At 38.3% G+C, this 24950-nt stretch carries 25 protein-coding genes; 17 read left to right on the top strand and 8 right to left on the bottom strand.

Features of this window, described 5'->3' with window-relative positions:
* Positions 1-11: 11 nt before the first annotated feature.
* Together pyk and H8S90_RS06170 are read right to left on the bottom strand one after the other, a co-directional pair.
* Positions 12-1442, bottom strand: a complete 1431-nt coding sequence (gene pyk, locus H8S90_RS06165) for a pyruvate kinase (protein WP_187341701.1) — start codon at positions 1440-1442, stop codon at positions 12-14.
* A gap of 200 nt (positions 1443-1642) precedes the next feature.
* Positions 1643-2062 (bottom strand): IPExxxVDY family protein, encoded by a 420-nt coding sequence (locus H8S90_RS06170; RefSeq protein WP_187341702.1) that lies wholly within the window; start codon positions 2060-2062, stop codon positions 1643-1645.
* 259 nt (positions 2063-2321) lie between these two features.
* On the opposite strand from H8S90_RS06170, the gene H8S90_RS06175 reads away from it, so the two are divergent.
* The 3 genes from H8S90_RS06175 (at position 2322) to rnc (ending at position 4657) form a co-directional block, all read left to right on the top strand.
* Positions 2322-2558: an acyl carrier protein gene (locus tag H8S90_RS06175; RefSeq protein WP_013664647.1), complete on the top strand. Its 237-nt coding sequence runs from the start codon at positions 2322-2324 to the stop codon at positions 2556-2558.
* 23 nt (positions 2559-2581) lie between these two features.
* Entirely contained in the window at positions 2582-3835 is a 1254-nt protein-coding gene (gene fabF, locus H8S90_RS06180; RefSeq protein ID WP_187341703.1) for a beta-ketoacyl-ACP synthase II, read from the top strand.
* Between the two features lie 90 nt (positions 3836-3925).
* Entirely contained in the window at positions 3926-4657 is a 732-nt protein-coding gene (rnc, locus tag H8S90_RS06185; protein ID WP_187341704.1) for a ribonuclease III, read from the top strand.
* A 16-nt stretch (positions 4658-4673) separates the two neighbouring features.
* Here rnc and H8S90_RS06190 read toward each other — a convergent pair whose 3' ends face one another.
* A complete protein-coding gene (locus H8S90_RS06190) occupies positions 4674-5954 on the bottom strand; it encodes a replication-associated recombination protein A (RefSeq protein ID WP_187341705.1) in 1281 nt (426 codons plus the stop codon).
* A 315-nt stretch (positions 5955-6269) separates the two neighbouring features.
* Between H8S90_RS06190 and H8S90_RS06195 the strand changes: the two genes are divergently transcribed.
* The 3 genes from H8S90_RS06195 to H8S90_RS06205 all read left to right on the top strand — a co-directional run bounded on the left by H8S90_RS06195 (position 6270) and on the right by H8S90_RS06205 (position 10279).
* Positions 6270-7274: a lipopolysaccharide assembly protein LapB gene (locus tag H8S90_RS06195; RefSeq protein ID WP_187341706.1), complete on the top strand. Its 1005-nt coding sequence runs from the start codon at positions 6270-6272 to the stop codon at positions 7272-7274.
* A 224-nt stretch (positions 7275-7498) separates the two neighbouring features.
* On the top strand, positions 7499-9628 hold the full coding sequence (locus H8S90_RS06200) for a carboxy terminal-processing peptidase (protein ID WP_187341707.1): 2130 nt from the start codon (positions 7499-7501) through the stop codon (positions 9626-9628).
* Between the two features lie 78 nt (positions 9629-9706).
* Positions 9707-10279, top strand: a complete 573-nt coding sequence (locus tag H8S90_RS06205; RefSeq protein WP_187341708.1) for a nitroreductase — start codon at positions 9707-9709, stop codon at positions 10277-10279.
* Positions 10280-10299: 20 nt separating this feature from the next.
* On the opposite strand, the gene H8S90_RS06210 is transcribed toward H8S90_RS06205, so the two are convergent.
* From H8S90_RS06210 to H8S90_RS06220, 3 genes are all read right to left on the bottom strand, one after another.
* Positions 10300-10941 (bottom strand): hypothetical protein, encoded by a 642-nt coding sequence (locus H8S90_RS06210; protein ID WP_187341709.1) that lies wholly within the window; start codon positions 10939-10941, stop codon positions 10300-10302.
* Between the two features lie 65 nt (positions 10942-11006).
* Positions 11007-11285, bottom strand: a complete 279-nt coding sequence (locus H8S90_RS06215) for a NifU family protein (protein ID WP_187341710.1) — start codon at positions 11283-11285, stop codon at positions 11007-11009.
* Between the two features lie 64 nt (positions 11286-11349).
* Positions 11350-12420: an Mrp/NBP35 family ATP-binding protein gene (locus H8S90_RS06220; RefSeq protein WP_187341711.1), complete on the bottom strand. Its 1071-nt coding sequence runs from the start codon at positions 12418-12420 to the stop codon at positions 11350-11352.
* 158 nt (positions 12421-12578) lie between these two features.
* Between H8S90_RS06220 and H8S90_RS06225 the strand changes: the two genes are divergently transcribed.
* The 6 genes from H8S90_RS06225 to H8S90_RS06250 all read left to right on the top strand — a co-directional run bounded on the left by H8S90_RS06225 (position 12579) and on the right by H8S90_RS06250 (position 19025).
* Positions 12579-14630: a transglycosylase domain-containing protein gene (locus H8S90_RS06225; protein ID WP_255501842.1), complete on the top strand. Its 2052-nt coding sequence runs from the start codon at positions 12579-12581 to the stop codon at positions 14628-14630.
* Between the two features lie 16 nt (positions 14631-14646).
* On the top strand, positions 14647-15180 hold the full coding sequence (gene hpt, locus H8S90_RS06230; RefSeq protein ID WP_187341712.1) for a hypoxanthine phosphoribosyltransferase: 534 nt from the start codon (positions 14647-14649) through the stop codon (positions 15178-15180).
* Positions 15181-15448: 268 nt separating this feature from the next.
* On the top strand, positions 15449-16108 hold the full coding sequence (locus H8S90_RS06235; protein ID WP_187341713.1) for a phosphatidylserine decarboxylase family protein: 660 nt from the start codon (positions 15449-15451) through the stop codon (positions 16106-16108).
* Between the two features lie 62 nt (positions 16109-16170).
* Positions 16171-17196: a cell wall metabolism sensor histidine kinase WalK gene (locus tag H8S90_RS06240; RefSeq protein WP_187341714.1), complete on the top strand. Its 1026-nt coding sequence runs from the start codon at positions 16171-16173 to the stop codon at positions 17194-17196.
* 114 nt (positions 17197-17310) lie between these two features.
* Entirely contained in the window at positions 17311-17958 is a 648-nt protein-coding gene (locus H8S90_RS06245; protein WP_187341715.1) for a DUF47 domain-containing protein, read from the top strand.
* Positions 17959-18014: 56 nt separating this feature from the next.
* Positions 18015-19025, top strand: a complete 1011-nt coding sequence (locus H8S90_RS06250; RefSeq protein ID WP_187341716.1) for an inorganic phosphate transporter — start codon at positions 18015-18017, stop codon at positions 19023-19025.
* A gap of 7 nt (positions 19026-19032) precedes the next feature.
* Here the strand turns inward: H8S90_RS06250 and H8S90_RS06255 are convergent, their stop codons facing one another.
* A complete protein-coding gene (locus H8S90_RS06255; protein ID WP_187341717.1) occupies positions 19033-19698 on the bottom strand; it encodes a hypothetical protein in 666 nt (221 codons plus the stop codon).
* Positions 19691-20266 (bottom strand): RNA polymerase sigma factor, encoded by a 576-nt coding sequence (locus H8S90_RS06260; protein ID WP_187341718.1) that lies wholly within the window; start codon positions 20264-20266, stop codon positions 19691-19693. The genes H8S90_RS06255 and H8S90_RS06260 overlap by 8 nt, the downstream gene beginning before the upstream one ends.
* Before the next feature lie 266 nt (positions 20267-20532).
* Here H8S90_RS06260 and H8S90_RS06265 point away from each other — a divergent pair, with 266 nt between their 5' ends.
* The 5 genes from H8S90_RS06265 (at position 20533) to H8S90_RS06285 (ending at position 24947) form a co-directional block, all read left to right on the top strand.
* The gene (locus H8S90_RS06265; protein ID WP_187341719.1) at positions 20533-20955 is read left to right on the top strand and encodes a DUF4199 domain-containing protein; all 423 of its coding nucleotides are present in this window, start codon (positions 20533-20535) and stop codon (positions 20953-20955) included.
* A gap of 44 nt (positions 20956-20999) precedes the next feature.
* Positions 21000-21479 (top strand): hypothetical protein, encoded by a 480-nt coding sequence (locus H8S90_RS06270; RefSeq protein ID WP_187341720.1) that lies wholly within the window; start codon positions 21000-21002, stop codon positions 21477-21479.
* Between the two features lie 5 nt (positions 21480-21484).
* Positions 21485-22582, top strand: a complete 1098-nt coding sequence (locus tag H8S90_RS06275; protein ID WP_187341721.1) for a Nif3-like dinuclear metal center hexameric protein — start codon at positions 21485-21487, stop codon at positions 22580-22582.
* Positions 22582-23325 carry a zinc ribbon domain-containing protein gene (locus H8S90_RS06280; RefSeq protein WP_187341722.1) on the top strand — a complete coding sequence of 248 codons (744 nt, stop codon included), beginning with the start codon at positions 22582-22584 and terminating at the stop codon, positions 23323-23325. The genes H8S90_RS06275 and H8S90_RS06280 overlap by 1 nt, the downstream gene beginning before the upstream one ends.
* 131 nt (positions 23326-23456) lie before the next feature.
* Positions 23457-24947: a lipopolysaccharide assembly protein LapB gene (locus H8S90_RS06285; RefSeq protein ID WP_187341723.1), complete on the top strand. Its 1491-nt coding sequence runs from the start codon at positions 23457-23459 to the stop codon at positions 24945-24947.
* Positions 24948-24950 lie beyond the last annotated feature (3 nt).

The following is a 24950-nucleotide window of genomic DNA, read 5'->3' on the forward strand; positions in this document are numbered from 1 at the left end:
AGAGATTCCTATTACTTTATTTCGGTAACCTTTATCATGTTTGTTCTTCCCTTTTCGCTTATCGGAATTGATGCGGTATTTACTACAAGCTCCCCTCTCGAGATGAGACCTTCTTCCACTAAACGTGTATTGACATCTGCGATCGACGAATCGGTGCTTTCTTCTCCGTCATAATAAAACCCCTTGACTCCCCAAAGCAGGCTCAGAGTATTTAATAAGGCTTTATTTCCAGTAAAAATATGGATATCAGAATCAGGACGATGACTCGAAATTTCAAAAGCGGTATATCCTGAAGAGGTCATTGCTACAATAGCTTTTGCTTTTACTTGCTGTGTTAAATACACAGAAGATGCACAAATGGAGTCAGGAATAGAGGTAGAAGGGTTCTGGCTAGTTTTACGTGCTGCAAAATAAGGATAGGCGGTTCCTTCAACATTTTTAATTATTTTAGTCATTGTTTCGATAACAATTTCTGGAAATTCGCCAACGGATGTTTCACCACTTAACATGACAGCATCAGCACCATCTAGTACGGAATTTGCTACGTCATTCACCTCTGCTCTCGTTGGTCTGGGCGTAGTGATCATGCTTTCAAGCATCTGTGTTGCAATAATAACAGGCTTCGATGCATCACGACACTTTTGTACAATCATTTTCTGTAAAAGAGGCACTTGTTCCATTGGTATTTCCACACCAAGGTCTCCACGAGCAACCATTACACCATCGGTAGCAGCGATAATACTATCGATATTTTCTATGGCTTCGGGTTTTTCTATTTTAGCAATAACGCGTGCAGATTTTCCTTTCTCAGCAATGATTTTTTTGCATTGCACGATATCTTCAGCGGTTCTTACGAAAGACATTCCTATCCATTCAACGTCATAGTTTAATACGAAGTTCAAATTATCAAGATCTTCCTCTGTTAAGCTGGGAATCGACACCTTAGTATTAGGAAGATTTACGCCCTTTCTTGAAGTAAGGACCCCTCCATGCACTACCTCACAAATTACAGTATCCAGGCCGTTGGTGCTTATTACCCTTAGTTGTATCTTACCGTCGTCAAGTAGAATTATTTCGCCTTCTGCAACATCTTTTGGAAACTCTTGATAAGTTATGTATATTTCTTCTTCATTTCCTATTAACTCTTTGGTGGTAATACGAAGCCTTTTGCCATTTAACAATATGGCCCCACCCTCTTTCATTTTACCAATACGGATCTTCGGCCCTTGTAAATCGGCAAGTATACCAATGTTTAAATGGTTTTCCTGATTGATCTCTTTAATGGTGTTGATAACTTTAAGATGGTCTTCCTGGCTTCCATGAGAAAAATTTAACCGGCATACATCTACACCTTTTTCAATTAAACTGCTTAAAGTATCCTTTGGAGAGGAAGCCGGCCCAAGCGTGGCTACGATTTTAGTTCTCTTATGAACTTTTTTCATTTGAATGATTTGTTTTAGCAAAGAATATGTACGGACAAATGTTTCATAAAAAGTACATACATATCCATTTAATGGTTGTTATTATTTCTTTATAGTTTTTTAATATTAAGATCCCCCATGGTGAACATATTGTTCCTTTGGTTTAGCTTTTGCTATAGTGTAATTTATACACAGGCAAAGATAAGAAAATCATTATCAAGCTAAAATACTAAATTTTCTCTAGATTTCAATTTATTGGGATCTATTTCGGTTGCCACAACGACTTCTTTAAGGCTGTTTATTTGTGTTATTTGCCATTCGAGTAGCTCATCATCAATAGCGTTTTTAATAAGTAGAAAATAATCAGTAGCCTTCGTCTCTGGAATTAAGACCCCTCCCTCTATTCCTTTATTGTTAATTAAAAAGTAAGAGATATCATTTTGTTCATCCTCAAAGGTGTATCTGCCAAAGTATAGTGTGGTATGACTATCGAGCATCACCTCATGATCTTCTATTTTGTATAAGTCCAAGCCTGTTTTCTTATTAATGAAGTAACAGAGCCTGTAATCCTTCAGTGGACTGGTTATCGCTACCAGGTTAAAATCGATGTCGAGTTCGTATTTTAATGTTAATTTATTCAAGGGTCCTTCTCTTTTAATGCAAAAATAACAAAAGCAGATAAACTGCTATTTACTGCAAATTTATATAAGTATATGCTTTGAATATACAAAAATATTTTGCAGATTGTGCATGGATAAAAGGGGTCTGAATTAGCACGCACCTTACCATACAGTAATAGATAAAAGAGAAGTAATTGTTGGTAAAAGTCAAAAAGGTTTGATTTTTGCTGAATTTTATTTTTCTTTGCACTGATTTATTAAACATTAAACCATAAAAATCATGTCTGATATCGCTTCAAGAGTTAAAGCAATTATCGTTGAGAAATTAGGTGTTGACGAAAATGAAGTTACGCCAGAGGCTTCATTCACCAATGATTTAGGTGCTGATTCATTAGACACCGTAGAGTTGATCATGGAGTTTGAAAAGGAATTCAACGTAGCTATCCCTGACGACCAAGCTGAAACCATCAGCACTGTTGGACAAGCTGTAGCTTATTTGGAAAAAAACGTTAACTAACTAAAATTAGGCCAATCGAATAAATGGAGCTTAAAAGAGTAGTAGTAACAGGATTAGGTGCGCTTACTCCTATTGGTAATACCGTTTCTGAATATTGGGAAGGGTTAATCAACGGGGTAAGCGGAGCTGCTCCTATTACGCATTTTGACGCAGAGAAATTTAAAACAAGGTTTGCGTGTGAGGTAAAGAATTTTGATCCAACAAGCTTTATGGATCGCAAAGATGCACGTAAATTAGATCCATTTGTTCATTATGCTCTTGCTTCTACTGATGAAGCTGTTAGGGATGCAGGGCTAGCATTTGACAAACTCGATACTAATCGCATAGGCGTTATATGGGGGTCAGGAATAGGGGGGTTGAAAACTTTTCTAGATGAAGTAAGTAACTTTGCCAAAGGTGATGGTACACCAAGATATAACCCGTTTTTTATACCAAAAATGATCTTAGATATATGTCCTGGGCATATATCGATGAAATATGGCTTACATGGACTTAACTTTTCTACTGTATCGGCTTGTGCTTCTTCAACTCATGCTTTAATAGACTCATTAAATTATATCCGAACAGGATACGCAGATGTGATCATAAGCGGAGGCTCTGAGGCCATTATCAACGAAGCCGGTATAGGGGGGTTTAATGCTATGCATGCGCTATCTACCCGTAATGATGACCCGTCGACAGCTTCTCGTCCTTTTGATAATGACAGAGATGGTTTTGTGGCTGGAGAAGGTTCTGGCACTATTATTTTGGAAAGTTTAGAGCATGCAAGAGCTCGTGGCGCGAAAATTTATGCTGAGCTTATTGGTGGTGGCATGAGCGCCGATGCGCATCATATTACTGCATCCCATCCCGAAGGATTGGGCGCAAGGTTGGCCATGACCAATGCTATCAAAGACGCTCATATTACAAATAATGATATTGATTACATAAATGTTCATGGCACCTCAACACCTGTTGGAGATATAAGTGAATCAAAAGCTATATTGGACCATTTTGGATCACATGCTTATGAATTGAACATTAGCTCTACGAAATCCATGACAGGTCATTTGTTGGGGGCTGCAGGGGCGGTAGAATCTATCGCATCTATACTATCCATTAAAAATGGAATAGTGCCACCGACCATTAATCATTTTACAGATGATCCTAACTTAGACAGTAAGCTTAACTTCACTTTTAACAAACCACAAACGAGAACGGTTAATCATGCATTAAGCAATACGTTTGGTTTTGGAGGGCACAATGCTTCTGTAATATTCAAAAAATTCGAAGAGTAAGGTTTTTGAATCATAGGCTTTATGATATACAGCTTTTAAAAGTTGTAAAGAGCATCGGTTCCTTCTGCTAATTTTTCCCCATAAAGGATAATGTTTGTTTTTAGCATTTATAAGCTCTACCTGTCGTCCAAACGAAAATACGTTAGGGCGCTTAAAAACTTATTGGGCTTTATCCCTGGTAATCTTTACCTATACCAAATGGCCTTTCGGCATAAATCCGTTGCAATAGCAGTCAAAAAGGGGGCAAAAAACAGCAACGAACGCTTGGAGTTTTTAGGAGATGCAATTTTAGGAGCAGTAGTCGCTGAATTACTTTTTAAGATGTATCCTTATAAAGATGAGGGGTTTTTAACTGAGATGCGCTCTAAAATTGTGAGCAGAGTTAATTTAAATCAGTTGGCTAGAAAACTAGGTTTTGATGAACTGATTCAATACGATGCCAAAATGGTTAATTATCCAGGGAAATCCAGCTCATTGCTTGGAGACGCTTTTGAAGCCTTGATTGGAGCGGTGTATTTAGATAAGGGCTACCTTTTTACCCGTAATTTTTTACTCAATAGAATAATAAAACCACATGTAGATATTCATCTGTTGGAACAAACAGAGACGAATTTCAAAAGTCGTTTGATAGAATGGTGCCAATCAATGGGAAAGGAAGTTTCTTTTGAGATCACAAATAATGCAGAGGGGGAGAGCGCTAAGCTCTTTACCGTTGATGCAGTCATTGCTGGTGAAGTAAAGGGCACCGGAAGAGATTATAACAAGAAAAACGCAGAAAAGCTCGCCGCGGAAAAAGCCTGTGAAGCTTTAGGGATCGTATAGCCCTGTTCGCAGGCGGTCAATATTTGTACTTATTCTTCCAGAGTTTTCTTAGATGTTCGCGTAATTTGAGCTCTGTTGCATTGTTTCCTGGATCGTAAAGTAAGCTTCCGCTGATTTTTTCGGGCAGGAATTCCTGTTCAACGAAGTTATTCTCATAAACATGAGCATACTTATATTCCTTCCCATAATTAAGGTTCTTCATTAATTTTGTTGGGGCGTTCCTTAGATGAAGGGGTACTGATAGGTCGCCGGTTTGTCTTACCAGGCTTTGTGCGTTCTTAATGGCTTCATATGCCGCATTGCTTTTTGCTGAGGAAGCCATATAGGTTACCGTTTGCGATAGAATGATTCTTGATTCTGGCCAGCCTATTACATTAACTGCCTGAAAACAATTATTGGCTAATAGAAGTGCATTGGGGTTAGCATTGCCTATGTCTTCTGATGCTAAGATAAGCAAACGTCTAGCAATAAATAAGGGATCTTCTCCCCCTTCTATCATTCTAGCTAGCCAGTATACTGCTGCATTCGGATCACTTCCTCTGATAGACTTAATAAATGCCGAGATGATATCATAATGTTGTTCTCCGGCTTTATCATATAAAGCCATATTTTGCTGTACCTGGGTAAGCACAAACGCATTAGTAATTCGATTGTTGTCGTTCTCTAATGCATTTACTACTAGTTCAAGCACGTTTAGCAGTTTTCGTGCATCGCCTCCAGAAACTCTTAACAGCGCTTCATATTCGTCAACGATTATTCCTTTTGACTTTAAGACCTCATCATCCCTCAAAGCTTTATGTACCAAATGGACAAGATCATTTTCCTCAAGCTGTTTCAATGTGTATACCTGACATCTTGACAACAGGGCTGAAATAACTTCAAAAGAAGGGTTTTCGGTGGTTGCCCCGATCAATGTTACTAAACCTTTCTCGACAGCGCCCAAGAGAGAGTCTTGTTGAGATTTAGAAAAGCGATGAATCTCGTCTATGAAAAGAATAGGCTGTTCTTGATACATTTTCTGACTAAGATTAGCCTTTTCGATTATATCACGGATATCTTTGACTCCTGAGTTAATAGCACTTAAGTTAAAAAATGGACGGTTAAGTTGTTTTGACATGATATAAGCCAAAGTTGTTTTACCAACACCGGGAGGCCCCCATAGGATCATCGATGGAATAGTATTGCTTTGTATGGATTTACGCAAAACAGCGTCGTTGCCCAATAGGTGATGTTGGCCAACATAATCGTCTATATTTTCAGGCCGCATGCGCTCGGCCAAGGGAATAATTGTTGCCATGATTTTTAGCAAACCTACTATTAATTATTGCTATTATCAATAGTAAATTGCTAAACGAATTAAGAGGTGTTTAAATGGTTTAGTATAAAATTTGTATATTAGCTAAAAAAAGAAAAAGTGTAAATGCAAGAAACACTTAAATATACGCTCACTTATTCCCTTATATTAACCTTATGCTGGTATACAAAAACCAAAGCTAGCGAACGTATTGACGAGGGAGTTAAACACTCGGAAGATACTGTTTCTGCAAGAAATGACTTTGTGGGGATAGGTCCGATACTGTATAATTTACCGCCCGAAAAGACGAAAGAGCAATTGCTAGAGGAAAAATATGATAGAAAACATGAAGAAGCTACTACAATAGCTAAACTTTTGGCTGAACAACGTTTAAATACTTGTCTCTGGCAAATTGGGCAAACATATGCAATAGAGGGTTCAACAGTCCTGGTGAATCTGGAGAAAAACAGAAATTTTTCTGTTAATGTTGAAAGCTCTTTGCTCCGATCTATAAGAACCTATTTACAAGAGGGAAATTTGGAGATGATGTCTAATCTCCAGAACAGACTAGGGATACACTATGTAGAAAGTAAGTCATACAATGAGGCCTTGTCTTTTTTTCAACGGGCACTTTCGAATAAAGAGGAATTAAAGAATTATAGCGCTCAACTGGTAATATGTAATAATATTGCAGCTCTTCATAGTTTTATGGGAGATCTTGAGCAAGCCAATTTTTATTATAACATGATGCATAAACTTGCGGTAAAAAATAAAGATTTAGACGCACAAGCATCCTCTTTAGAACAATTGGCGACGATAAAAGCTGCAAAAAACGCTTATTTGGAAGCACAAACGGATATTATAAAAAGGGTGCTGCCCCTTTATAAGCGGGCAAAAAATGTAAGTGGTAGAGTAAGGGCTTACAATAGTTTGGCAGCCATTTATTTAGCCGAAAAAAAGTATACGGAATCTAGGTGGTTTTATCTACAAGCTGTGAAAATGGCCTCTATAAATGATAATAACAATATTGATATGTCATATAGCTTATATTATTTAGCTAAAGTAAAAAAGATGCTTGAGGAATATGATTTAGCTATAGATGATTACAATAAAGCGGTAGCTTATGCCCTAGCAAGTGGTGACGATATTTTAAGAATGCAAATATATGATGATTTAGGTGATATTTATATCCATCAGAAAGATTATGCTAAAGCATTATCATCATTAGCGGAATATGATAGTATTAAAAATAAACTTATCTTGGCTTCGCAGCCGAAAGAGCTTGCTGTTATTTCAAACGAAATGAAAGGGACCCTAAACTAACTTATTTTAGGTAATTTTTAAGAATGCCATTTTGTCTTTTTATCAAAATTTCTAAACCTTAAAGTGCGTATAAATGTAAAATTTTTTATGTTTTGCAAGTAAACTGCTTTTTTGTTTTAAGAGAAAGAGTTATTGGCGCTTTTTTTGATAAATTTAAACCCTTAAGGGTATTTGGTTGCCAAGTTGAATATTATTGAATAATGGATATAAAATCATTCCAAGAGATGTTGAAGAAATTGTTTTTGGCGTTGTTTATTGTTGCTGCAGTGGCCTGCAGTGCTAACCCACGCGTAAATTTAGAGGAAGGTGCAGGTGTATTAAAACCAAACGCCAAACAGGAAATTATAGCAAAAGACTTAGTTAATCTGCTTGAAAAAGCACATTATAAAAAGGTTCCATTTAATGACTCTTTATCGTCTGTAGTTTTCGATCGTCTTTTAAGCGGTCTGGACCCTAGTAAAAATTATTTTCTGCAATCAGATATCGATAGCTTTGAGTCTTATCGTAAAGTATTGTTAAACGACTTAAGAAGCGGTGATTTAAGCGCCATGTTTCAAGTGTTTAACGTTTATCGAAAGCGGTTTAACGAGCGGTTGAACTATGCAGTTAATCAGGTTGATTCAGACTTTGATTTTTCAAAAGATGAGTCGTTTGATTATGACCGTGAGAAACTAGGCTGGTTTGAGGACGAAGAAGAGGCTAATGAGAGCTGGAGGAAGAGGGTAAAATATGATTTATTAAAACTGAGGTTAAGCAGTACTGGTAAAGAAGATGAAGAAGCAAAAAACCGTAAAACGCTTAAAGAGCGCTATGGAAATTTGATTTCACAAGAAAAAACATCTAATAGTTTTGATGCTTTTGAAATGATGATGAATGCTTTTACCGGAGCAATTGACCCGCACACAAACTATTTTACCCCAGAGGGAGCACAAGCATTTAATGAAAGCATGTCTCGCTCTTTCGAGGGTATCGGCGCGCAGCTGATGATGGATAACGAAGTGGTACGAGTTATGCGTGTTGTTCCCGGTGGACCGGCTTTTCGCGATAAGTCTTTGAAGCAGGATGACCGAATTATAGCAGTAGCTCAGGGCGACGAGGAATTCGTTGATGTAATCGGTTGGCGATTAGGAAACGTAGTTTCTAAAATTAAAGGGCCAAAAGGGACTACCGTAAGGTTAAAAGTGATTCCGGCAGGAGAAGAGCTTACAGCAACTCCTAAGGTAATTTCTTTGATTCGAGATAAAATTGTAGATGAGGAACAATCTGCAAGGAAAGAGATTAAAGAAATTAAGGGGGACGACGGAAAGACGTATAAGATTGGTGTGATTAAAGTGCCCGGATTTTACCTTAATTTTAAAGAGATGCAAGCAGGTAATCCAGATTATAAAAGTACTACTAGAGATGTCAAGAGAATTTTAGACACCTTAAAGCAGGAAGAAGTAGACGGTGTGCTAATGGATTTAAGGGCAAACGGAGGAGGTTCGTTGATTGAGGCTGTTGAGTTGACGGGACTGTTTATCAAATCGGGCCCAGTTGTTCAGGTGCGCGATCCTAATAACCGCGTTGAAGTAAATAGAGATGATGATGAAACAATCAGTTGGGAAGGACCACTTGGAGTGATGATTGATCGCTTCAGTGCTTCTGCTTCTGAAATTTTTGCTGCTGCTATTCAGGATTATGGCAGAGGCGTTATTCTTGGTACACAATCTTATGGCAAGGGCACGGTACAGAGTGCCGTGGCTATGGATCAGTTTATCAGTAGAGCGGACAGACTCTTATTAAGTGCACGAACTAAATCAGATTCTAATATAGACGAAAGTATGCCACAAGGGGCTCCTACGTTCGGGCAAATCAATTTTACTACGTTTAAATTTTATAGGGTTAATGGAAGTAGTACGCAGCATAAAGGGGTAACACCAGATATCGAGTTTCCCATGATTTACACAGCCGATAAATTTGGGGAGAGTTCAGAGAAAGCTGCATTGCCCTGGGATCATATAAAGTCATCGACGTATAATCAGTATGCAGATCTTGTTGCCATTAACCAGACCTTAAAAGATAGGCATGATGAGCGGATGAAAACTTCTGCTGAATATAAGTATCTTTTGGAGGATATTGAGCTGTTCAGAAAGCGTGAAGGAGAAACATCTATCACGCTACAGGAAGACAAGTTGAAAGAAGAGCGAGATGAACAGGATATAAGAAATAGAGCACGTGTAAACGCTCGTCGAAAATTGAGGGGACTCCCTGAAATTAAAAAAGGAGAGCCTCTGCCAAGGTCAGAAAACGATTTTATTCAAGAGGAAAGTTTGAATGTAATGGCTGACTTTATTTCTGCTAAACAAGAATCCTAACATCTTTTTATGAAGGTGATAAAGCCGCTAGACCCTATGTTTAGCGGCTTTATCTTGTCATAACGAAAGTAAAACAAAATGCAAAAGGAAGAGATTATATTAAATCATATAAAGCACCGCAGAAGTATATTTCCTGCGAGTTATAATACGAAGGAAATTGCTAGACAGGATCTTTTTGAAATCATTCAGGCAGCAACATATGCACCTACTCATAAACTTACGCAACCGTGGCGGTTTATGGTGTTTAATGGTGCGGGGCTGATTAAATTGGCAGATTTAATGGCTAATTTTTATAAGAAAAATACGCCCCCCGATCAATTCCTTCAGAAAAAGTATGACGTTACCAAAGAAAAAATTCTTCGTTCGGCGGCAGTTATCGCGATCAATATTCATTATAGCGGGCTTGTTCCAAAGTGGGAAGAAGTTGCTGCAGTTGGGGCTGCTGTACAAAATTTGTGGCTGGCCGCAGCAGCTAAGGAAATAGGAGGTTATTGGAGTACCCCCAATAGTATAAAAAACTTGAAAGAACCCTTTAAGTTAAGCGCTAACGAAGAATGTTTAGGGTTGTTTTATCTTGGCTATCATCAAGAAAAGGATCGGGAAGCCTTACGGGAACCAACTGAAACAAAAATTATTTGGGTAGAAGAATAAATGGCAGGAGCAAAGTCCGGTCATTTTTTACGGCTTTTATTCCCTTGTGAAATTTGATTGATAAAGTTAGCCCATGCAAGAGGGCTAAATAGAGCATTAGAGTGGCGTTGGTTAGTTACTTTATTACTTAGACCAATATGCCGGTTAACTGCGTCCATGTTTTGGATCTCTGCTGCATTACGAGGAACGTCTCTCGCCATGGCCATTAACGATTCTGTAGAAAGGTTTTTCTGTGCGATAAGGTAGTCGTCATCAGCAATTTTAAGGTTCATAAAGTCGTAATTAAATTCATCTATACTTGCCCAAGGATAGATCGTAACAACGGGTAAATCTATGATATGGGATTTCATAGATACCTTTACCGTGACGCTATTATCAGCAGATTTAGGAACAACAAGCGTCTCAGAAAGATAGCCTACCGCACTTAACCTAATCGTGTCTCCTTCGTGTGCTACAAAAGAGAAAAAACCCTGATGGTTTGCATTAAAAATTTGTTCTTGATAAGAATGGTTTGTAAGTGTAACGTACGGAACGGTAATATTCGAGTCCGCATTAAGAATGAACCCACTGAATTGCACCAGCTTTCGTTCGGTTTGTTCTTGCCCATAAGCGTTAACCCAAATTCCGAAAAAAATAAGTATGCATATTCCCCAGTTCTTCATAATGAGTAAAACTACCAAAAACTAAACAGCACCGCCGTTAAATAATGTTAAAAAAGGGAAAGTGCTTAGTTAACACGCTGAGGCATAGTTGCATTTGGATCATCGGCATCAGTAATGTTGAGGGCTTCGACCGCTTTAATTTCTGGTACAGCTTTTTGTATAGCTTGCTCTAGCCCTGCTTTAAAGGTCATAATACTCATTGAGCATGATGCGCAAGAGCCTAACAAACGAAGGCGTACTACGTTTTCAGAGGTGATTTCCTCAATCATAACGTTGCCTCCATCTGCCTCTAAGTAGGGCCTAAGTGTATTTAATGCTTCTTCAACTCTCTCCTGTAAACTCATAACCTTATTTGGTTTTAAATAGACGTAAAGATACTAAAAAAAACTATAGTATAAAAAAAGCTAATTAGGCCTTTATTATATTATTATTAAGTAATGATAGTTGCTGCGCAACTTTTTCTGCAATGCTTAAAAATTCTTTAGATATCTTTTCATCTTCATCCGTCACTATGGGATAACCATTGTCACCCGCATCACTAATGCTTTTTATCAAAGGAAGCTCTCCCAAAAAGGGTGCTTCAACCTGTTCCGCCAGACGTTTGCCGCCGTCTTTTCCGAAAATATAATACTTGTTATTAGGAAGTTCAGCCGGAGTGAAATAAGCCATATTCTCAATAATACCTAAAATAGGAATATTAATCGTGTTCATCATAAACATAGCAATACCTTTCTGTGTGTCGGCTAAGGCTACATTTTGTGGAGTCGTTACAATTACGGCTCCCGCAACAGGATAATTCTGAGCCACAGTGATATGTACATCTCCCGTGCCTGGAGGTAAATCAACAATTAGATAATCTAACTCGCCCCAATCAGCATCGTTAAAAAGCTGTTTAATAGCAGCACTTACCATAGGGCCTCGCCAGGGTATGGGCTGGTTAGGATCCGTGAAGAAACCGATAGAAAGCAGTTTTATGCCGAACTTTTCAATAGGTTGAATCTGTGTTTTACCATCTTCCGTTTTGATCGCTTTTGGTCGAGCTCCCTCCACACCGAACATCATCGGTAAAGAAGGCCCATAAATATCAGCGTCCAGTAAACCGGTTTTGGCCCCTTTTAACTGAAGCGCCAAGGCTAAATTTGCTGCGACAGTAGACTTTCCAACTCCCCCTTTACCAGAAGCTACCAACACAATATTTTTTATGTTATCGAGCTGTGTGTTTGATTGCGAACGAACTTGCGCTGTCATGTTAATGACAACGCCAATGTTCTTATCAACAAAATGAGCTATAGCATTACGGCAAGCATGCTCGATATGATCTTTCATAGGACAAGCCGGAGTCGTAAGCTCAACGTTAAAACTGATTTTGTTTGGGGTAATTTCAATATCCTTAATCATGTTCAGGGTAACCAAATCCTTCTTTAAATCTGGATCCTCAACAAAACTCAAAGCATGTAATACCTGTTCTCTAGTAATCATCAACAATCTATTTGTTGCAAAAATAACAAATAGCATGTATAATTTGATGTATGAGGTTTTTTTACCAGGTAATTCTACATTGCGTAAACAAATGGATTAACAGAAGTCCATTATACTTAAAATAATATTACTTTTGATTAGCAGTTATGAGTTGAAGCATGATGATAAAAGAGTATCTTAAAAAGATAAACCCCCGTCACTTAAAAGTATTAGCTTACGTGCTTGGAGGAGTGTTGATCGTTTTACTTGTCACAGGCATAGTAGTTTATAACAAACGTGAAAGGTTATTGGCTGAAGCTATTGAGCGAGTAAAAACAAAGGCAAAGAAGGAGTACGATCTTAATGTGTCGATTGAAAAAGCGTATTTCTCCGGCATGAATAAGGTAACGCTGGAAAACATTGCAGCTAAACCAGAACAAGGAGAGCAACTGCTTTCAATTGCTTATTTGGAAGTGGGAGTGAAACCTTTGCCATTATTGGCCGGTAATGTCAAAATAGCAGCATTAAATGTACACGACGGTAAACTTTCATTTGTTAAGCGAGACAGTGTCAGTAATTATGGTTTTCTTTTTAACGAAAAGTCAACCGATACGATCAGCAATCAACCTACATCAAAGATGAATCTCGCCGAACTGGCAGATAGAGTTTTAAACAGCGTGCTTTATAAGATTCCTGAAAACATGAAATTGAGGCATTTTGAAAACAGCTACGAAGATGATAGCACGAAACAGACAATAGCCATACCCGAAGCGTCAATCATCAATGGGAGATTGTCGTCTACGATTAATATCAACGATAACGAAGCCACGTGGCACGCCGTTGGTAATTTAAATCCAGACAGAAAACAACTACATTTTAAATTATATGCAGAAGGAACTCCGGTTGAATTACCCTTGTTCAATAGAAAATTCGGTCTAAAACTTCGCTTTGATACTTTAGAGACAGACCTAAGAAATGTATCCTTAAAAGGCGGTGAGTTAAATGTAGAAGGGGGTTGGGCTGTAAAAAACCTGGTACTAAACCACTGGAGAATTTCAGATCATGATATCGTAGTGTCAAACGGGCTGATGAATGCTGTCGTACTCATTGGTGACGATTATATTGGCTTAGATCCGAAGACTGAAATACAGGTAAAGGAATTAAAGGCACATCCTTATGGCAAGGTTGGGCTTAAACCCAATAGAACAATTGCCTTTGGAATAGAAATGCCCGAGATAGAAGCACAAGAGATGTTTGATGCTTTTCCGAAAGGGATGTTTGATAATTTGGAAGGTATCAGAGTGTCTGGGAAGTTGAAATATGATCTCGACTTCTACGTTGACCTTGATAATCCAGATAGTGTAAAGCTGACAGCAGGCATGCAGAAGAAAGATTTTCGAATAAATTCTTGGGGTAGAACGAATTTAGCTAAGATAAACACACCGTTCACTTATACACCCTACGAGGATGGTAAAGCGATGCGTAGCATTGAAGTTGGACCGCGCAATCCTAACTTTACCCCAATTAATGAAGTTTCATCCCACTTAAAAAATGCTATCCTCACGGCAGAGGACCCTTCTTTTTTTAGCCATAAGGGATTTGTTGAAGACGCGTTCAGGGCGTCTATTGCGACAAATATAAAAGCAAAAGCCTTTAGAAGAGGGGGGAGTACCATCTCCATGCAACTTGTAAAAAATGCTTATTTAGGGAGGGAAAAAACACTTGCACGTAAGATAGAGGAGATATTAATGGTGTGGTTAATAGAAAATAATCAAGTAGTTAGCAAACAGCGAATGTTTGAAGTGTATTTAAACATCATCGAATGGGGACGTAATGTTTATGGTATTGGAGAAGCAGCTAGGTATTATTTTAACAAAACGCCATCTCAATTAAACTTAGGTGAAAGTATTTACTTGGCCAGTATTGTTCCCAAGCCAAAAACAGGGTTATATCCTTTTCAATACGACGGACAGTTAAAACCATATTTGAGCGGGTATTTTCGACTTATTGGGGGAATAATGGCTAGACGGGGATTGATTGAAAGGGATAGTAGCAGCTATGGTTTTTACGGTGTTCGCCTGAAAGAGTCATTAAGGCCGGCCAGACCGGATACCTTACAGGTTGATACCGCTAAAAGTATAGATATCGAGACCGAATTTGAAGAGACGAAAAGCTTTATTGAACGGCTGTTTGGTGGAGGGAAAAAGGAAGAAAATGAAGAAGATAACTAATAATTTCAGAGAATAGATGAAGATACAGATAGACCACAAAGATTTCGAGTTAATGATTGATCATGAACAGGTGAAGAAGAAGCTGCGGTTAATCGGTATTCAGTTAAACGTTGCTTATGAAAAACGGGTGCCTGTTTTTGTTGGAATCTTGAACGGATGCTTCATGTTTATGGCAGACTTGATGAAACAGGTACATATTGCCTCGGAAGTGTGTTTTATAAAAATGGCGTCTTATGAGGGAGATCGGAGAGCGGATACGGTAAAAAGTGTAATTGGCCTGAATACAAGTTTAAAAGGGCGAGAAGTTATCATAATAGAGGATATCATTGATAGTGGAAATACACTCAGAAAAGTAATAGATCTTATTAAAAAAGAAAAACCTGCTTCGATCGCAGTATGTACTTTACTCTTGAAACCTGATGCCGTACAACATGATTTTGAAGAAATAGCATATGTTGGTTTTGAAATAGAAAACGATTTTGTAGTAGGTTACGGTCTCGATTATAATGGGTTGGCACGTAATCTGAAAGATATTTATCGTGCAGTGTAAGTAAACGGTTGAAGTAATTGTTGCTGGTGATTTAAACCGTTGGCTATAAGTGTTTTAGAAGGAAAAATCTATTGAATTAACAGTAAAAGATAATAAGAAACAACAAGCAATAAATTTTATGCTGAGAAAAAAATATACTAAGTTTGTAGCAAAAAATAAGTACATCGGCCAGAATAGGTATGTATAGCCTGAGGAAAAGATAGATCAATAATACCTAACCATTTGAAAGGGCTTGTGTTAAATAAGAGCATACGAAAAATATTTACGAATGAAATTCCATAAAGAAGGTTATACTACACTAGCATTATCAATATTATTTGTGTTTGTTTTAAACGCATCGATACATTTTTTCTTTTCAGAGCATACGGTGCTTACATGGTTTGGATATATTGTTTCTTTTGTGTTACTGGTAACCATCATTCAATTTTTTAGAAGCCCTGTTCGTAAAGTTGATGCAAGTGAACAGAAAATATTATGTCCTGCCGATGGAAAAGTTGTCGTAATAGAAGAAACAGAGGAAACGGAATATTTTAATGATAGAAGGTTACAGGTGTCTATATTTATGTCGCCTATTAATGTGCATAGTAACAGGAGCCCTATTTCGGGAATTGTTAAGTTTTTCAAATATCATCCGGGTAAGTACCTTATGGCATGGAACCCTAAATCGTCAACGCTCAATGAACGTACCACGATCGTTGTTCGGCATGCGTTGGGAGTAGATGTTTTATTTAGGCAGATAGCGGGCGCATTAGCTAGAAGGATAGTATGGTATGTGGAAGAAGGAAGAGAAGTGAAGCAAGGGGAAGAGTTTGGGTTTATAAAATTTGGGTCGAGGGTTGATGTGTTTTTGCCTATTGGCACTAAAGTGAAGATCAAACTGGGAGATAAGGTAAAGGGGGGAATAACGGTGTTGGGAGAGTTTGAATAGTACCTCTTGACGATGATGTTCAATAGCATGAAAGAGGTTACCCATAGTTCATCAAAATAATTATGCAGTTTAAATTGCTGGTTTCTATTAATGCGCTGATTGTGGCGTTATCGCTAAGCTCGGTAAATTTTTATTTTCAACACAGTTGGTATTATTTCCTTATAACCTTTGTAATAGCATTTATCTGTAGTTTTTTTGTTTTTTATTACCTTATCGAGCGCTATGTATATCGTAAGATAACTTTAATATATAAACTTATACATAACTTAAAATTGGGCAAGGATCTGAAGGATGCGTTGGGAGAACAGCTAAGTGATGATCCAATAAATGATGTACAAGAAGAAGTGAAATCATGGGCCCGCGAAAAAAAAATAGAGATAGATGCATTGAAGAGCCAAGAACAGTTCAGAAGAGAGTTTTTGTCAAACATATCGCATGAATTTAAAACACCTCTTTTTGCTATTCAGGGGTATCTTGAGGCTGTACAGGACGGGTTGATGTACGAAGAACCCGAAAGAGCTGAAGCCTTTCTTCAGAAAGCTTCAAATAATATTGATCGCTTAAGTTATCTAATAACGGATTTGGATGAGATCGCTAAATTAGAAAGCGGTGAAATTAAAATCAATTACCAGCGCTTTGACCTATCAATGCTTTTACGCGAGGTTATTGAGTCTTTAGAACTCAAAGCGGAAAAACACGATATAGCGTTAGTTTTCAAGCATAAGTATAATCACCCTGTTTTTGTGAATGCCGATAAAGAAAAAATCAGACAGGTACTGGTTAACCTTATTAACAACTCATTAAAATATGGCAAAGAGAGAGGTCATACTTATATCAAAACTTATGAGCTTCATGATCAAGTGCTTGTGGAAGTAACTGATGATGGAATCGGAATTGAAGAAAAATACTTACCTCGGTTATTTGAACGGTTTTTTCGAGCAGATAAAAGCAGATCACGACAAATAGGGGGCTCCGGCCTTGGCTTAGCGATTGTCAAGCATATACTTGAGGCCCATCAGCAAACAATTTCCGTTCGGAGTACGGAGGGGCTGGGCTCGACTTTTGGGTTTACATTGGAAAAAGGCTAAATCTAGACTGCTTCTTTGCAGTTACTCAAGTATTGCTTTTTAAAGAGTTGGCACAAACTTAACATTAAGTTAACATTAAGGATATACCTTTGCAACATAATTTAATTCAATAAAATGTCGCTAAATAGTATATTTCAATACTTCGTTCCAAAAGACAAGAAATTTTTTCCTCTTTTTGAACAGGCCAGTACCAACCTCATTGATATTGCCAACGCGCTAAATGAGGCGGTTAATTCAGACGACTTAGAACAGCGTAAGCTCCTCTATAAACGAGTTAAAGATTTAGAGCACAAAGGCGACGATATAACCCATCAGATTCATTTGGAACTGGGGAAGAACTTTATTACTCCTTTCGACAGGGAAGATATCCACACGCTAGCCAGCGCTTTGGATGATATCGCAGATTACATATTTGATTCCGCGAATAGAATGGAGCTGTACCACGTTGATACAATTACTGAGCCCATTAAAGAATTATCTGCCCTAATTGTTGAAGCAGTAGTAGCCCTCTCCAAGGGAATGCACGAGCTAAGAAACCTAAAAAATGTTAGGAGTATTGCAGATGCCTGTGTACGTGTCAACAGCGTAGAAAACAAAGCAGATTATGTTTATAATAAGGCCGTTGGAGATCTTTTCCTATATGAGAAGGATGCAATTGCCCTGATTAAATATAAAGAGGTGTTATCGACATTGGAGACCGCTACTGACATGTGTGAAGATGTGGCTAATGTGCTGGAAAGCATTTTGGTGAAAAATGCCTAACATGTAATGAAGAAAATGACGTTAGCCGCCCCATTCGCAAATTAAAATTTAAAATTATGTTAACCACCATATTGGTTGTTGTTATTGTTTTAGCTATTGCTTTTGATTATATCAACGGTTTCCACGACGCCGCGAACTCCATAGCAACCATTGTTTCCACGAAAGTTTTAACACCATTTCAAGCAGTACTTTGGGCCGCTGCATTCAATTTTGCCGCATATTTTTATTTTACAGACCATAAAGTTGCCAACACCATAGCCAAAACGGTGGTTGAAAACTATATTACACTTGAAGTAATATTAGCCGGATTGATAGCGGCAATAGGATGGAACCTCTTTACCTGGTATTATGGTGTACCGTCAAGTTCTTCACACACGCTAATCGGAGGTTTTGCCGGGGCAGGGATGTCCCATGCGCTTTTTCTGGGAGACTCAGTATTGGGTGCCATAAACCTTGGGCCAACATTGAAAATAATTTCATTTATTGTTTTGGCGCCCGTAATAGGGATGCTTATATCGATTATTATAACGCTCATTATTCTACATCTGGCCAAGCGTTCGCGTCCCGCTGTAGCCGAGAAATGGTTCAAAAGACTACAGCTTATCTCTTCTGCGGCATTGAGCTTTGCGCATGGGGGGAATGACGCTCAAAAGGTAATGGGTATTATTGTAGTGGCAATGGTTGCAGGGGGGTACTTGCCAAATGCCGATCACATGCCAGAATGGATTCCCTTGACCTGTTATTCGGCCATCGCCTTAGGTACGATGAGTGGTGGATGGAAGATTGTCAAAACTATGGGGACTAAGATAACCAAGGTAACCGCACTTGAGGGGGTAGGCGCAGAAACTGCGGGAGCATTGACATTAGGGATTACGGAGCATTTTGGTATACCGGTTTCTACCACTCACACTATAACAGGGTCCATTATTGGAGTTGGCCTTGTAAAGCGCGTGTCAGCTGTTCGATGGGGAGTTACTATCAGTCTTTTATGGGCCTGGGTACTTACAATTCCGGTTTCAGCCGTTTTAGCAGGAATTACCTACGGGATTATGCATTATGTGCTGTAACTACTCATTACTCAAAAACAAACTCGACCTCAGCATGTTGACCAGCTACCCATGTTGGTCCGTTTTTTATAAGCCTTTTAGCCTCTTCAGTAAAGGATGATTGGTCTTTTGCTGATCTTATGTTTTTCGGCTTGCCCACAGCATCTATTTCAAATTGCATGATAACCGAAACTGAATTAGATCCACTTAGTATACGCTTATTTTCTTTTACATATTGATTAAAGGCTTCCCATCCTCCCTTCGGAGACGCTGATTCTTCTGTTAGCTTACGTGCAATAAATAAATCGTTTCCAACAGGTATCGGGTCCTTCGTGCTCAGTTCCATGGTTACCTGTTTGGTTTGCCCGGCATCTTTCATGTTTTTAGCGTTGATCATCCATAATAAAACGCAGGACAAAATGAATAATAGACAAGCTACCGCGGCTATTCCCAGACGTTGCGAATTAAATAGCATTCTACTATGCTCTTGTGGCTGTTCGGTTACTCGCTCCTGTAGCCTCTGCTGTAATAAAGTTAATTTATGAGGCTTTATTCCCGTTTCCGTAAAGCCTTCTATTGCATCATTCAATAATGGGTCCTCCAAGGCCTGCCTTTCAAGTGCATTCATTTCCTCGGGGTTTAGCTCGCCCTTTAAATATTGTTGTATGCGTATAATGTCGTGTGAGTCACCCATTGCCATTTCTTTCCATACAGAGTTTTAGATTTCTTTTCCCGTTCTGTATATAACTTTTTACTTTATTTATATCATAACCAGTGATAATAGAAATGTCCTTGTAGCACTTTTGATCTAAATAAAATAGTCGAACACATTGCTGTTGTTCCTTATTTAGTTTTGCTAAACACCTCTCCATCAACGTAAGTTTTGTCTCAAGTGTATCCTCCTCAAACTCTTGATGCTCAATTAACTCATTTTCCATAAAAGAATTTTCATCAATTGATAAGCTATTTTTATCTGAAGCCCTTAATTCCATTAAGCAATGATTTCGGGCAAGCGAATACAGCCAACTTTTAAAGTTCTTAACATGGTGTACGCTAAGTTTCTTAATCAGCTGTTCAAAAATTTGCATAACAGCATCCTCACTTTTGGCTTCGTCTTTTAGATACCTTAAACATAAACCATAAACCAAAGGCATGTAAGGCTCATACAACGAACCTAGTAATTGAAGATCACCCGTTGATTTATATCGTAGTAATAAATCGCTTTCGGAAAGCTGCTTGTTATGGTGTTTATTAAAAGCCAATATTTTAAAGACATTTTTCCCTAAAGTAGCTATAATCTTTAAATATTACAATAATCTCCAATTGGAGATCTGCTGATTTATCGAGATTATAAAGAAGGTTTTTAGACAATATTTCAAACAAATAACTAAAATGCCGCGAACAGCTGCAAAATAGTTTTTATTAAAAACTTAAATTGAAAGTAAAATGTAGGAAAAACCATTTATAGATGAAAATAAACAATTAGGTGATAAACCTTGTTATACTGAAACAATCAAATAGACTTACTATGAAGCATGCATGGCCCTACGGTGTTCTCATCGGTATTCTTAGTGGAATATGGATATTCTTTATACAAAAGACGGGTGTTCACAATAGAGAAATAATTCCCTCGAGAGGTATACTGGGAATATCCTGGATGGAGTATCTATCCGTTCTTATACCATTTGTTGGTTTATATTTAGGTATCAGAAAATATAAAAAGACGTTAACCAACGGAGAGCTTTCCTTTTTCCGAGCCTTTGTGCAGGGATTTATGATCCTGTTAGTGGGTGGGGTACTAGCGGGGCTGGCAACAGCTATTTTACTACAATACGAACAGCAACCCTACATGGAAGAGTATATAGGTCGATTTGGAGGAGCCCTATTAGCCGGAATTCTTCTCAATTTTGCTGTTTCCTTGTGGTTTATGAATAGGCCAAAAAACCTTTAAAGGGGGCTATGCTATTTATGTTTTTTTGATGTACTTTCGTGCAGATGGAACTGGACATAAATAAGCTAGACAATGAGACGCTGATTGCTGCGGGTATAGTCGCAATCATCTTTCTAATGATCAAAGCGCTATATGCAAATACCTTTCGTTTAACTTTAAAGTTAATCGCTCCGGAAAACAGGTTTATGAAACCGGGTGAAGCATGGTTAGTGCTCATACCTATTTTTAACATCTATTGGAACTTTGAGCTCGCGAAAAGGATGGCAGACTCCTTAACTAATGAATTTTATGATAGGAAAATTGCTGAGGAAGAGGCCCCTGGCCGTTCTACAGGATTAACGGTTGCCGTGCTGTACCTGATCACGATTTTTCCTCTTCCGCTCAATATTTTGTTAGGAATTAACCTCGTCTATTTTTTTTATTTTATCGTTTATTGGGTAAAAATAAATAGATTTCGAGAACTTCTGAAAGAGCATAACCTGTTCATGCAGGAGAGGAACAAGGAGGGAACAACTAATCTATAGGATCTATGATTTTATCTGAACTGGTAAACTATTTGGAGAAACAGGCGCCACTTGCCTATCAAGAGGGTTACGATAATTCAGGCTTAATTGTTGGCACATATAATAAAGAGATTAAAAGCGGTTTGATATCTCTTGATTGTACTGAGGATGTGGTACATGAAGCTGTTGAAAGTGGTTGTGATATTATTATCTCTCATCACCCAATAGTCTTTAAAGGCCTAAAAAAACTCAATGGTAACTCTTATGTTGAAAGGGTGGTGATGAAAGCCATTAAACATGATATAGCTATCTACGCGATTCATACAAATCTAGATAATGTAAATCATGGTGTTAATCGGAAAATTGCAGACAAATTAAAACTTTCTAACTGTTCTATTTTACTACCCAAAGATGATCTGCTTTATAAATTGGTTGTTTTTGTGCCGAAAAGTGATGCCGAAACTTTACGTGATGCATTATTTCAGGCCGGAGCCGGGGCAATAGGCAATTATAGTGAGTGTAGCTTTAATACGGAAGGGCTCGGTACTTTCAAAGCTGGCGATGGAACCAATCCTTATGTTGGAAATGTGGGGGAAAGACATCATGAAAAAGAAGAAAAGGTCGAAGTAATTTATCCAAAACATGTAGAAAAGAAGCTTGTGGTGGCCATGCATGAGGCACACCCTTATGAAGAAGTGGCTTACGATATATACAAACTGCAAAATAAGTATCATCAGGTCGGGAGTGGTATGATAGGCCAGACTCAGGAGGCGTTGGAAGAACTCGATTTTTTAGCCATTGTAAAAGAAAATTTGAATGTACAGGTAATTAGGCACTCCAACCTAAACGGTAAAAAAATTCAGCGGGTGGCTGTTTGCGGCGGCGCCGGTGGATTTTTGCTTCCGCATGCTATCCGTATGGGCGCTGATGCCTTTGTTACGGCCGACTATAAATATCATGAGTTTTTCGATGCAGAAGGGAAGATACTGATAACCGATGTCGGACATTTTGAAAGTGAGCAGTTTACGCAAGAATTATTGTTGGAAATAATTCAAAAAAAATTTCCTAACTTTGCAGTCCGTTTAACCGGAGTAAATACAAACCCCATAAATTATTATATTTAATGGAACAAACCGTAGAGCAGAAGTTGCAGGCCCTTTGGGATTTGCAGACAATTCATACCAAAATTGACAAGATCCGTCAAGTTCGCGGCGAATTGCCTATTGAAGTTGCTGATCTTGAAGATGAGGTTGCTGGTTTAGAAACCCGCATTGAAAAAATAAGAACCGAATTGGATGATTTGGAGGATGCAATCGTTAATCGTAAAAATATGATTAAGGAAGCCCAGACTGCCATCAAAAAGTATGAATCGCAACTAAATGAAGTCAAAAATAATCGTGAATATGATGCGATTACCAAAGAAATAGAGATTCAAGGGCTGGAAATTCAGGTTTGCGAAAAGAAAATTCGTGAGCACGAATTTGAAATAAAGAACAAAACGGATGTTTACGACAAGACGGAGCATGATCTGGAAGAGCGTAAGAAGGACTTATCGGTAAAGAAGGAAGAATTGGATACCATAACGTCAGAAACCCAAAAAGATGAAGACGAACTGTTGCATAGGGCTGAAGGAGCAGAAGGGTTGATTGAGGAGCGACTATTAATCGCTTACAACCGTTTACGTAATAACGCTAAAAATGGGTTGGCCGTAGTGACGATCGACCGGGATTCGTGTTCAGGATGCCATAACCAGATACCTCCTCAACGACAGCTTGATATTCGTCAACGTAAAAAGATTATTGTCTGTGAACATTGCGGACGAATCCTTGTAGACGAAGCTTTTGTTGAGCATAACGTAGAGGCATAAGAAAATTTATTGGAACTTGACAAAGCTCAGACATATGTCTGAGCTTTTTTTATTGACTATTCTTTTTTTGGCACCGTTCCTGCTAATAATACCAACTAGCATTTTTTATTTTTATTTTCAAAGATTACTATATGTTCCAAAGAGTGGTTTTATTGGTTGCTGTTTTTATTTTCGCCACATCAAATAATATACAAGCGTCTTTCGACTTTAACATGAATTGCCAAAAAGCCTATCAAGAAGCACTTAATGTGAGGTTAGACATTGCCAGGGATTATATAAAAAAGGAAAAGCAGCATAACCCGGACAACAAGCTAGTTTATCTGATAGAGAACTATATCGATTATTTTCATATTCTGGCAACAGACAATAAAGCCGAATTTGACAAACTCAAAAAGAACAAATCTACCCGGCTTGCAAGTCTGAGCGAAGCCGACAAAGAGTCTCCTTATTACTTGTTTTCTCAAGCAGAAATCAACTTACAATGGGCGTTGCTGAGAGGTCGTTATCAAGAGTATGTAGCGAGCGCTTTTGAAATTAAAAGAGCCTACAATATGTTACAGGAGAATGCGGAAAAGTTTCCTGATTTTCTTCCCAATAGGATTGCTTTAGGAATGGTAAATGCGGTATTAGGATCTTTACCCTCAAGTGCGCAAAAGGCTTTGGGAACGCTGGGCGTACATGGTAATACGATGCGGGGAGAGAAAATGCTTGAGAATTTGGTTGAACAGTTACCGCTAACAGACTATGCGCTATTTTACGATGAATCGGTTTTTTACTTGATGCAGGTTTGGGTCAACATAACGAAAAAAAAGGATGCTTATAACCATATCATTGCCAAATCGCAAAAGATGAATAATCACAGTTTGCTAAAGGTTTATGTGCAAGCATATACTTCCTTTAAAACCGGGCATAATGATGCAGCTATAACGTATTTAACTAACCGGCCGAAAGATCCAAGCTATACCTCCTATCCCTATCTTGATTATCTTCTGGCGATGGCTAAAATTAATAAGCTAGATCTGTCGGCAATCAATACTTTCCAACACTTTGTAAAGACCAGTAATGGAGCAAGCATGGTAAAGGACGCCTACTTGCATATGGCATATGTAGCCCTCATTAAAGGTGATAAAGTAGCTTATAGCAACTATATCGAAAAAGTGGCAAGCGAGGGGACTAGCTATGACGAAAGAGATAAGCAGGCACTCAATGAAGCCAATGACGGGCAACCAAATGTAGCTCTGCTAAAAGCTAGGTTACTATTTGATGGGGGATACTATGAAAAGGCTAGACAGATACTTAAGCAGGAGAACGCCAATGATTATCAATTAAAAAGGGATAAAATTGAATACTGTTATCGTTTTGGACGGCTTTGTCACGAAGTAGGAGAAATACAAAACGCGATAAAACTTTATAGCTATGCGATTGACTTCGGGCATGATAGTAAATATTATTATGCTGCAAATGCTGCGGTTTTTGTGGGAAACCTCTATGAGCAGAAACGGCAGTATAAGCAGGCGGCCGACTACTATAACAGAGCCATCGCGATGAAAAATCATGATTACGAAGGAAGTATAGAAAATAAGGCCAAAGAAGGGTTGAATAGAATAGCCGGAAAATATTAATTT

Source organism: Olivibacter sp. SDN3, from assembly GCF_014334135.1.
Classification (GTDB): domain Bacteria; phylum Bacteroidota; class Bacteroidia; order Sphingobacteriales; family Sphingobacteriaceae; genus Olivibacter.

Bases quoted from the DNA above. Each gene is read 5' to 3' on its own strand.
- pyk (WP_187341701.1), bottom strand. From the start codon at position 1,442: ATGAAAAAAGTTCATAAGAGAACTAAAATCGTAGCCACGCTTGGGCCG.
- H8S90_RS06175 (WP_013664647.1), top strand. From the start codon at position 2,322: ATGTCTGATATCGCTTCAAGAGTTAAAGCAATTATCGTTGAGAAATTA.
- fabF (WP_187341703.1), top strand. From the start codon at position 2,582: ATGGAGCTTAAAAGAGTAGTAGTAACAGGATTAGGTGCGCTTACTCCT.
- rnc (WP_187341704.1), top strand. From the start codon at position 3,926: ATGTTTGTTTTTAGCATTTATAAGCTCTACCTGTCGTCCAAACGAAAA.
- H8S90_RS06190 (WP_187341705.1), bottom strand. From the start codon at position 5,954: ATGGCAACAATTATTCCCTTGGCCGAGCGCATGCGGCCTGAAAATATA.
- H8S90_RS06200 (WP_187341707.1), top strand. From the start codon at position 7,499: ATGTTGAAGAAATTGTTTTTGGCGTTGTTTATTGTTGCTGCAGTGGCC.
- H8S90_RS06205 (WP_187341708.1), top strand. From the start codon at position 9,707: ATGCAAAAGGAAGAGATTATATTAAATCATATAAAGCACCGCAGAAGT.
- H8S90_RS06210 (WP_187341709.1), bottom strand. From the start codon at position 10,941: ATGAAGAACTGGGGAATATGCATACTTATTTTTTTCGGAATTTGGGTT.
- H8S90_RS06215 (WP_187341710.1), bottom strand. From the start codon at position 11,285: ATGAGTTTACAGGAGAGAGTTGAAGAAGCATTAAATACACTTAGGCCC.
- H8S90_RS06220 (WP_187341711.1), bottom strand. From the start codon at position 12,420: ATGATTACTAGAGAACAGGTATTACATGCTTTGAGTTTTGTTGAGGAT.
- H8S90_RS06225 (WP_255501842.1), top strand. From the start codon at position 12,579: ATGATGATAAAAGAGTATCTTAAAAAGATAAACCCCCGTCACTTAAAA.
- hpt (WP_187341712.1), top strand. From the start codon at position 14,647: ATGAAGATACAGATAGACCACAAAGATTTCGAGTTAATGATTGATCAT.
- H8S90_RS06235 (WP_187341713.1), top strand. From the start codon at position 15,449: ATGAAATTCCATAAAGAAGGTTATACTACACTAGCATTATCAATATTA.
- H8S90_RS06240 (WP_187341714.1), top strand. From the start codon at position 16,171: ATGCAGTTTAAATTGCTGGTTTCTATTAATGCGCTGATTGTGGCGTTA.
- H8S90_RS06245 (WP_187341715.1), top strand. From the start codon at position 17,311: ATGTCGCTAAATAGTATATTTCAATACTTCGTTCCAAAAGACAAGAAA.
- H8S90_RS06250 (WP_187341716.1), top strand. From the start codon at position 18,015: ATGTTAACCACCATATTGGTTGTTGTTATTGTTTTAGCTATTGCTTTT.
- H8S90_RS06255 (WP_187341717.1), bottom strand. From the start codon at position 19,698: ATGGGTGACTCACACGACATTATACGCATACAACAATATTTAAAGGGC.
- H8S90_RS06265 (WP_187341719.1), top strand. From the start codon at position 20,533: ATGAAGCATGCATGGCCCTACGGTGTTCTCATCGGTATTCTTAGTGGA.
- H8S90_RS06270 (WP_187341720.1), top strand. From the start codon at position 21,000: ATGGAACTGGACATAAATAAGCTAGACAATGAGACGCTGATTGCTGCG.
- H8S90_RS06275 (WP_187341721.1), top strand. From the start codon at position 21,485: ATGATTTTATCTGAACTGGTAAACTATTTGGAGAAACAGGCGCCACTT.
- H8S90_RS06280 (WP_187341722.1), top strand. From the start codon at position 22,582: ATGGAACAAACCGTAGAGCAGAAGTTGCAGGCCCTTTGGGATTTGCAG.
- H8S90_RS06285 (WP_187341723.1), top strand. From the start codon at position 23,457: ATGTTCCAAAGAGTGGTTTTATTGGTTGCTGTTTTTATTTTCGCCACA.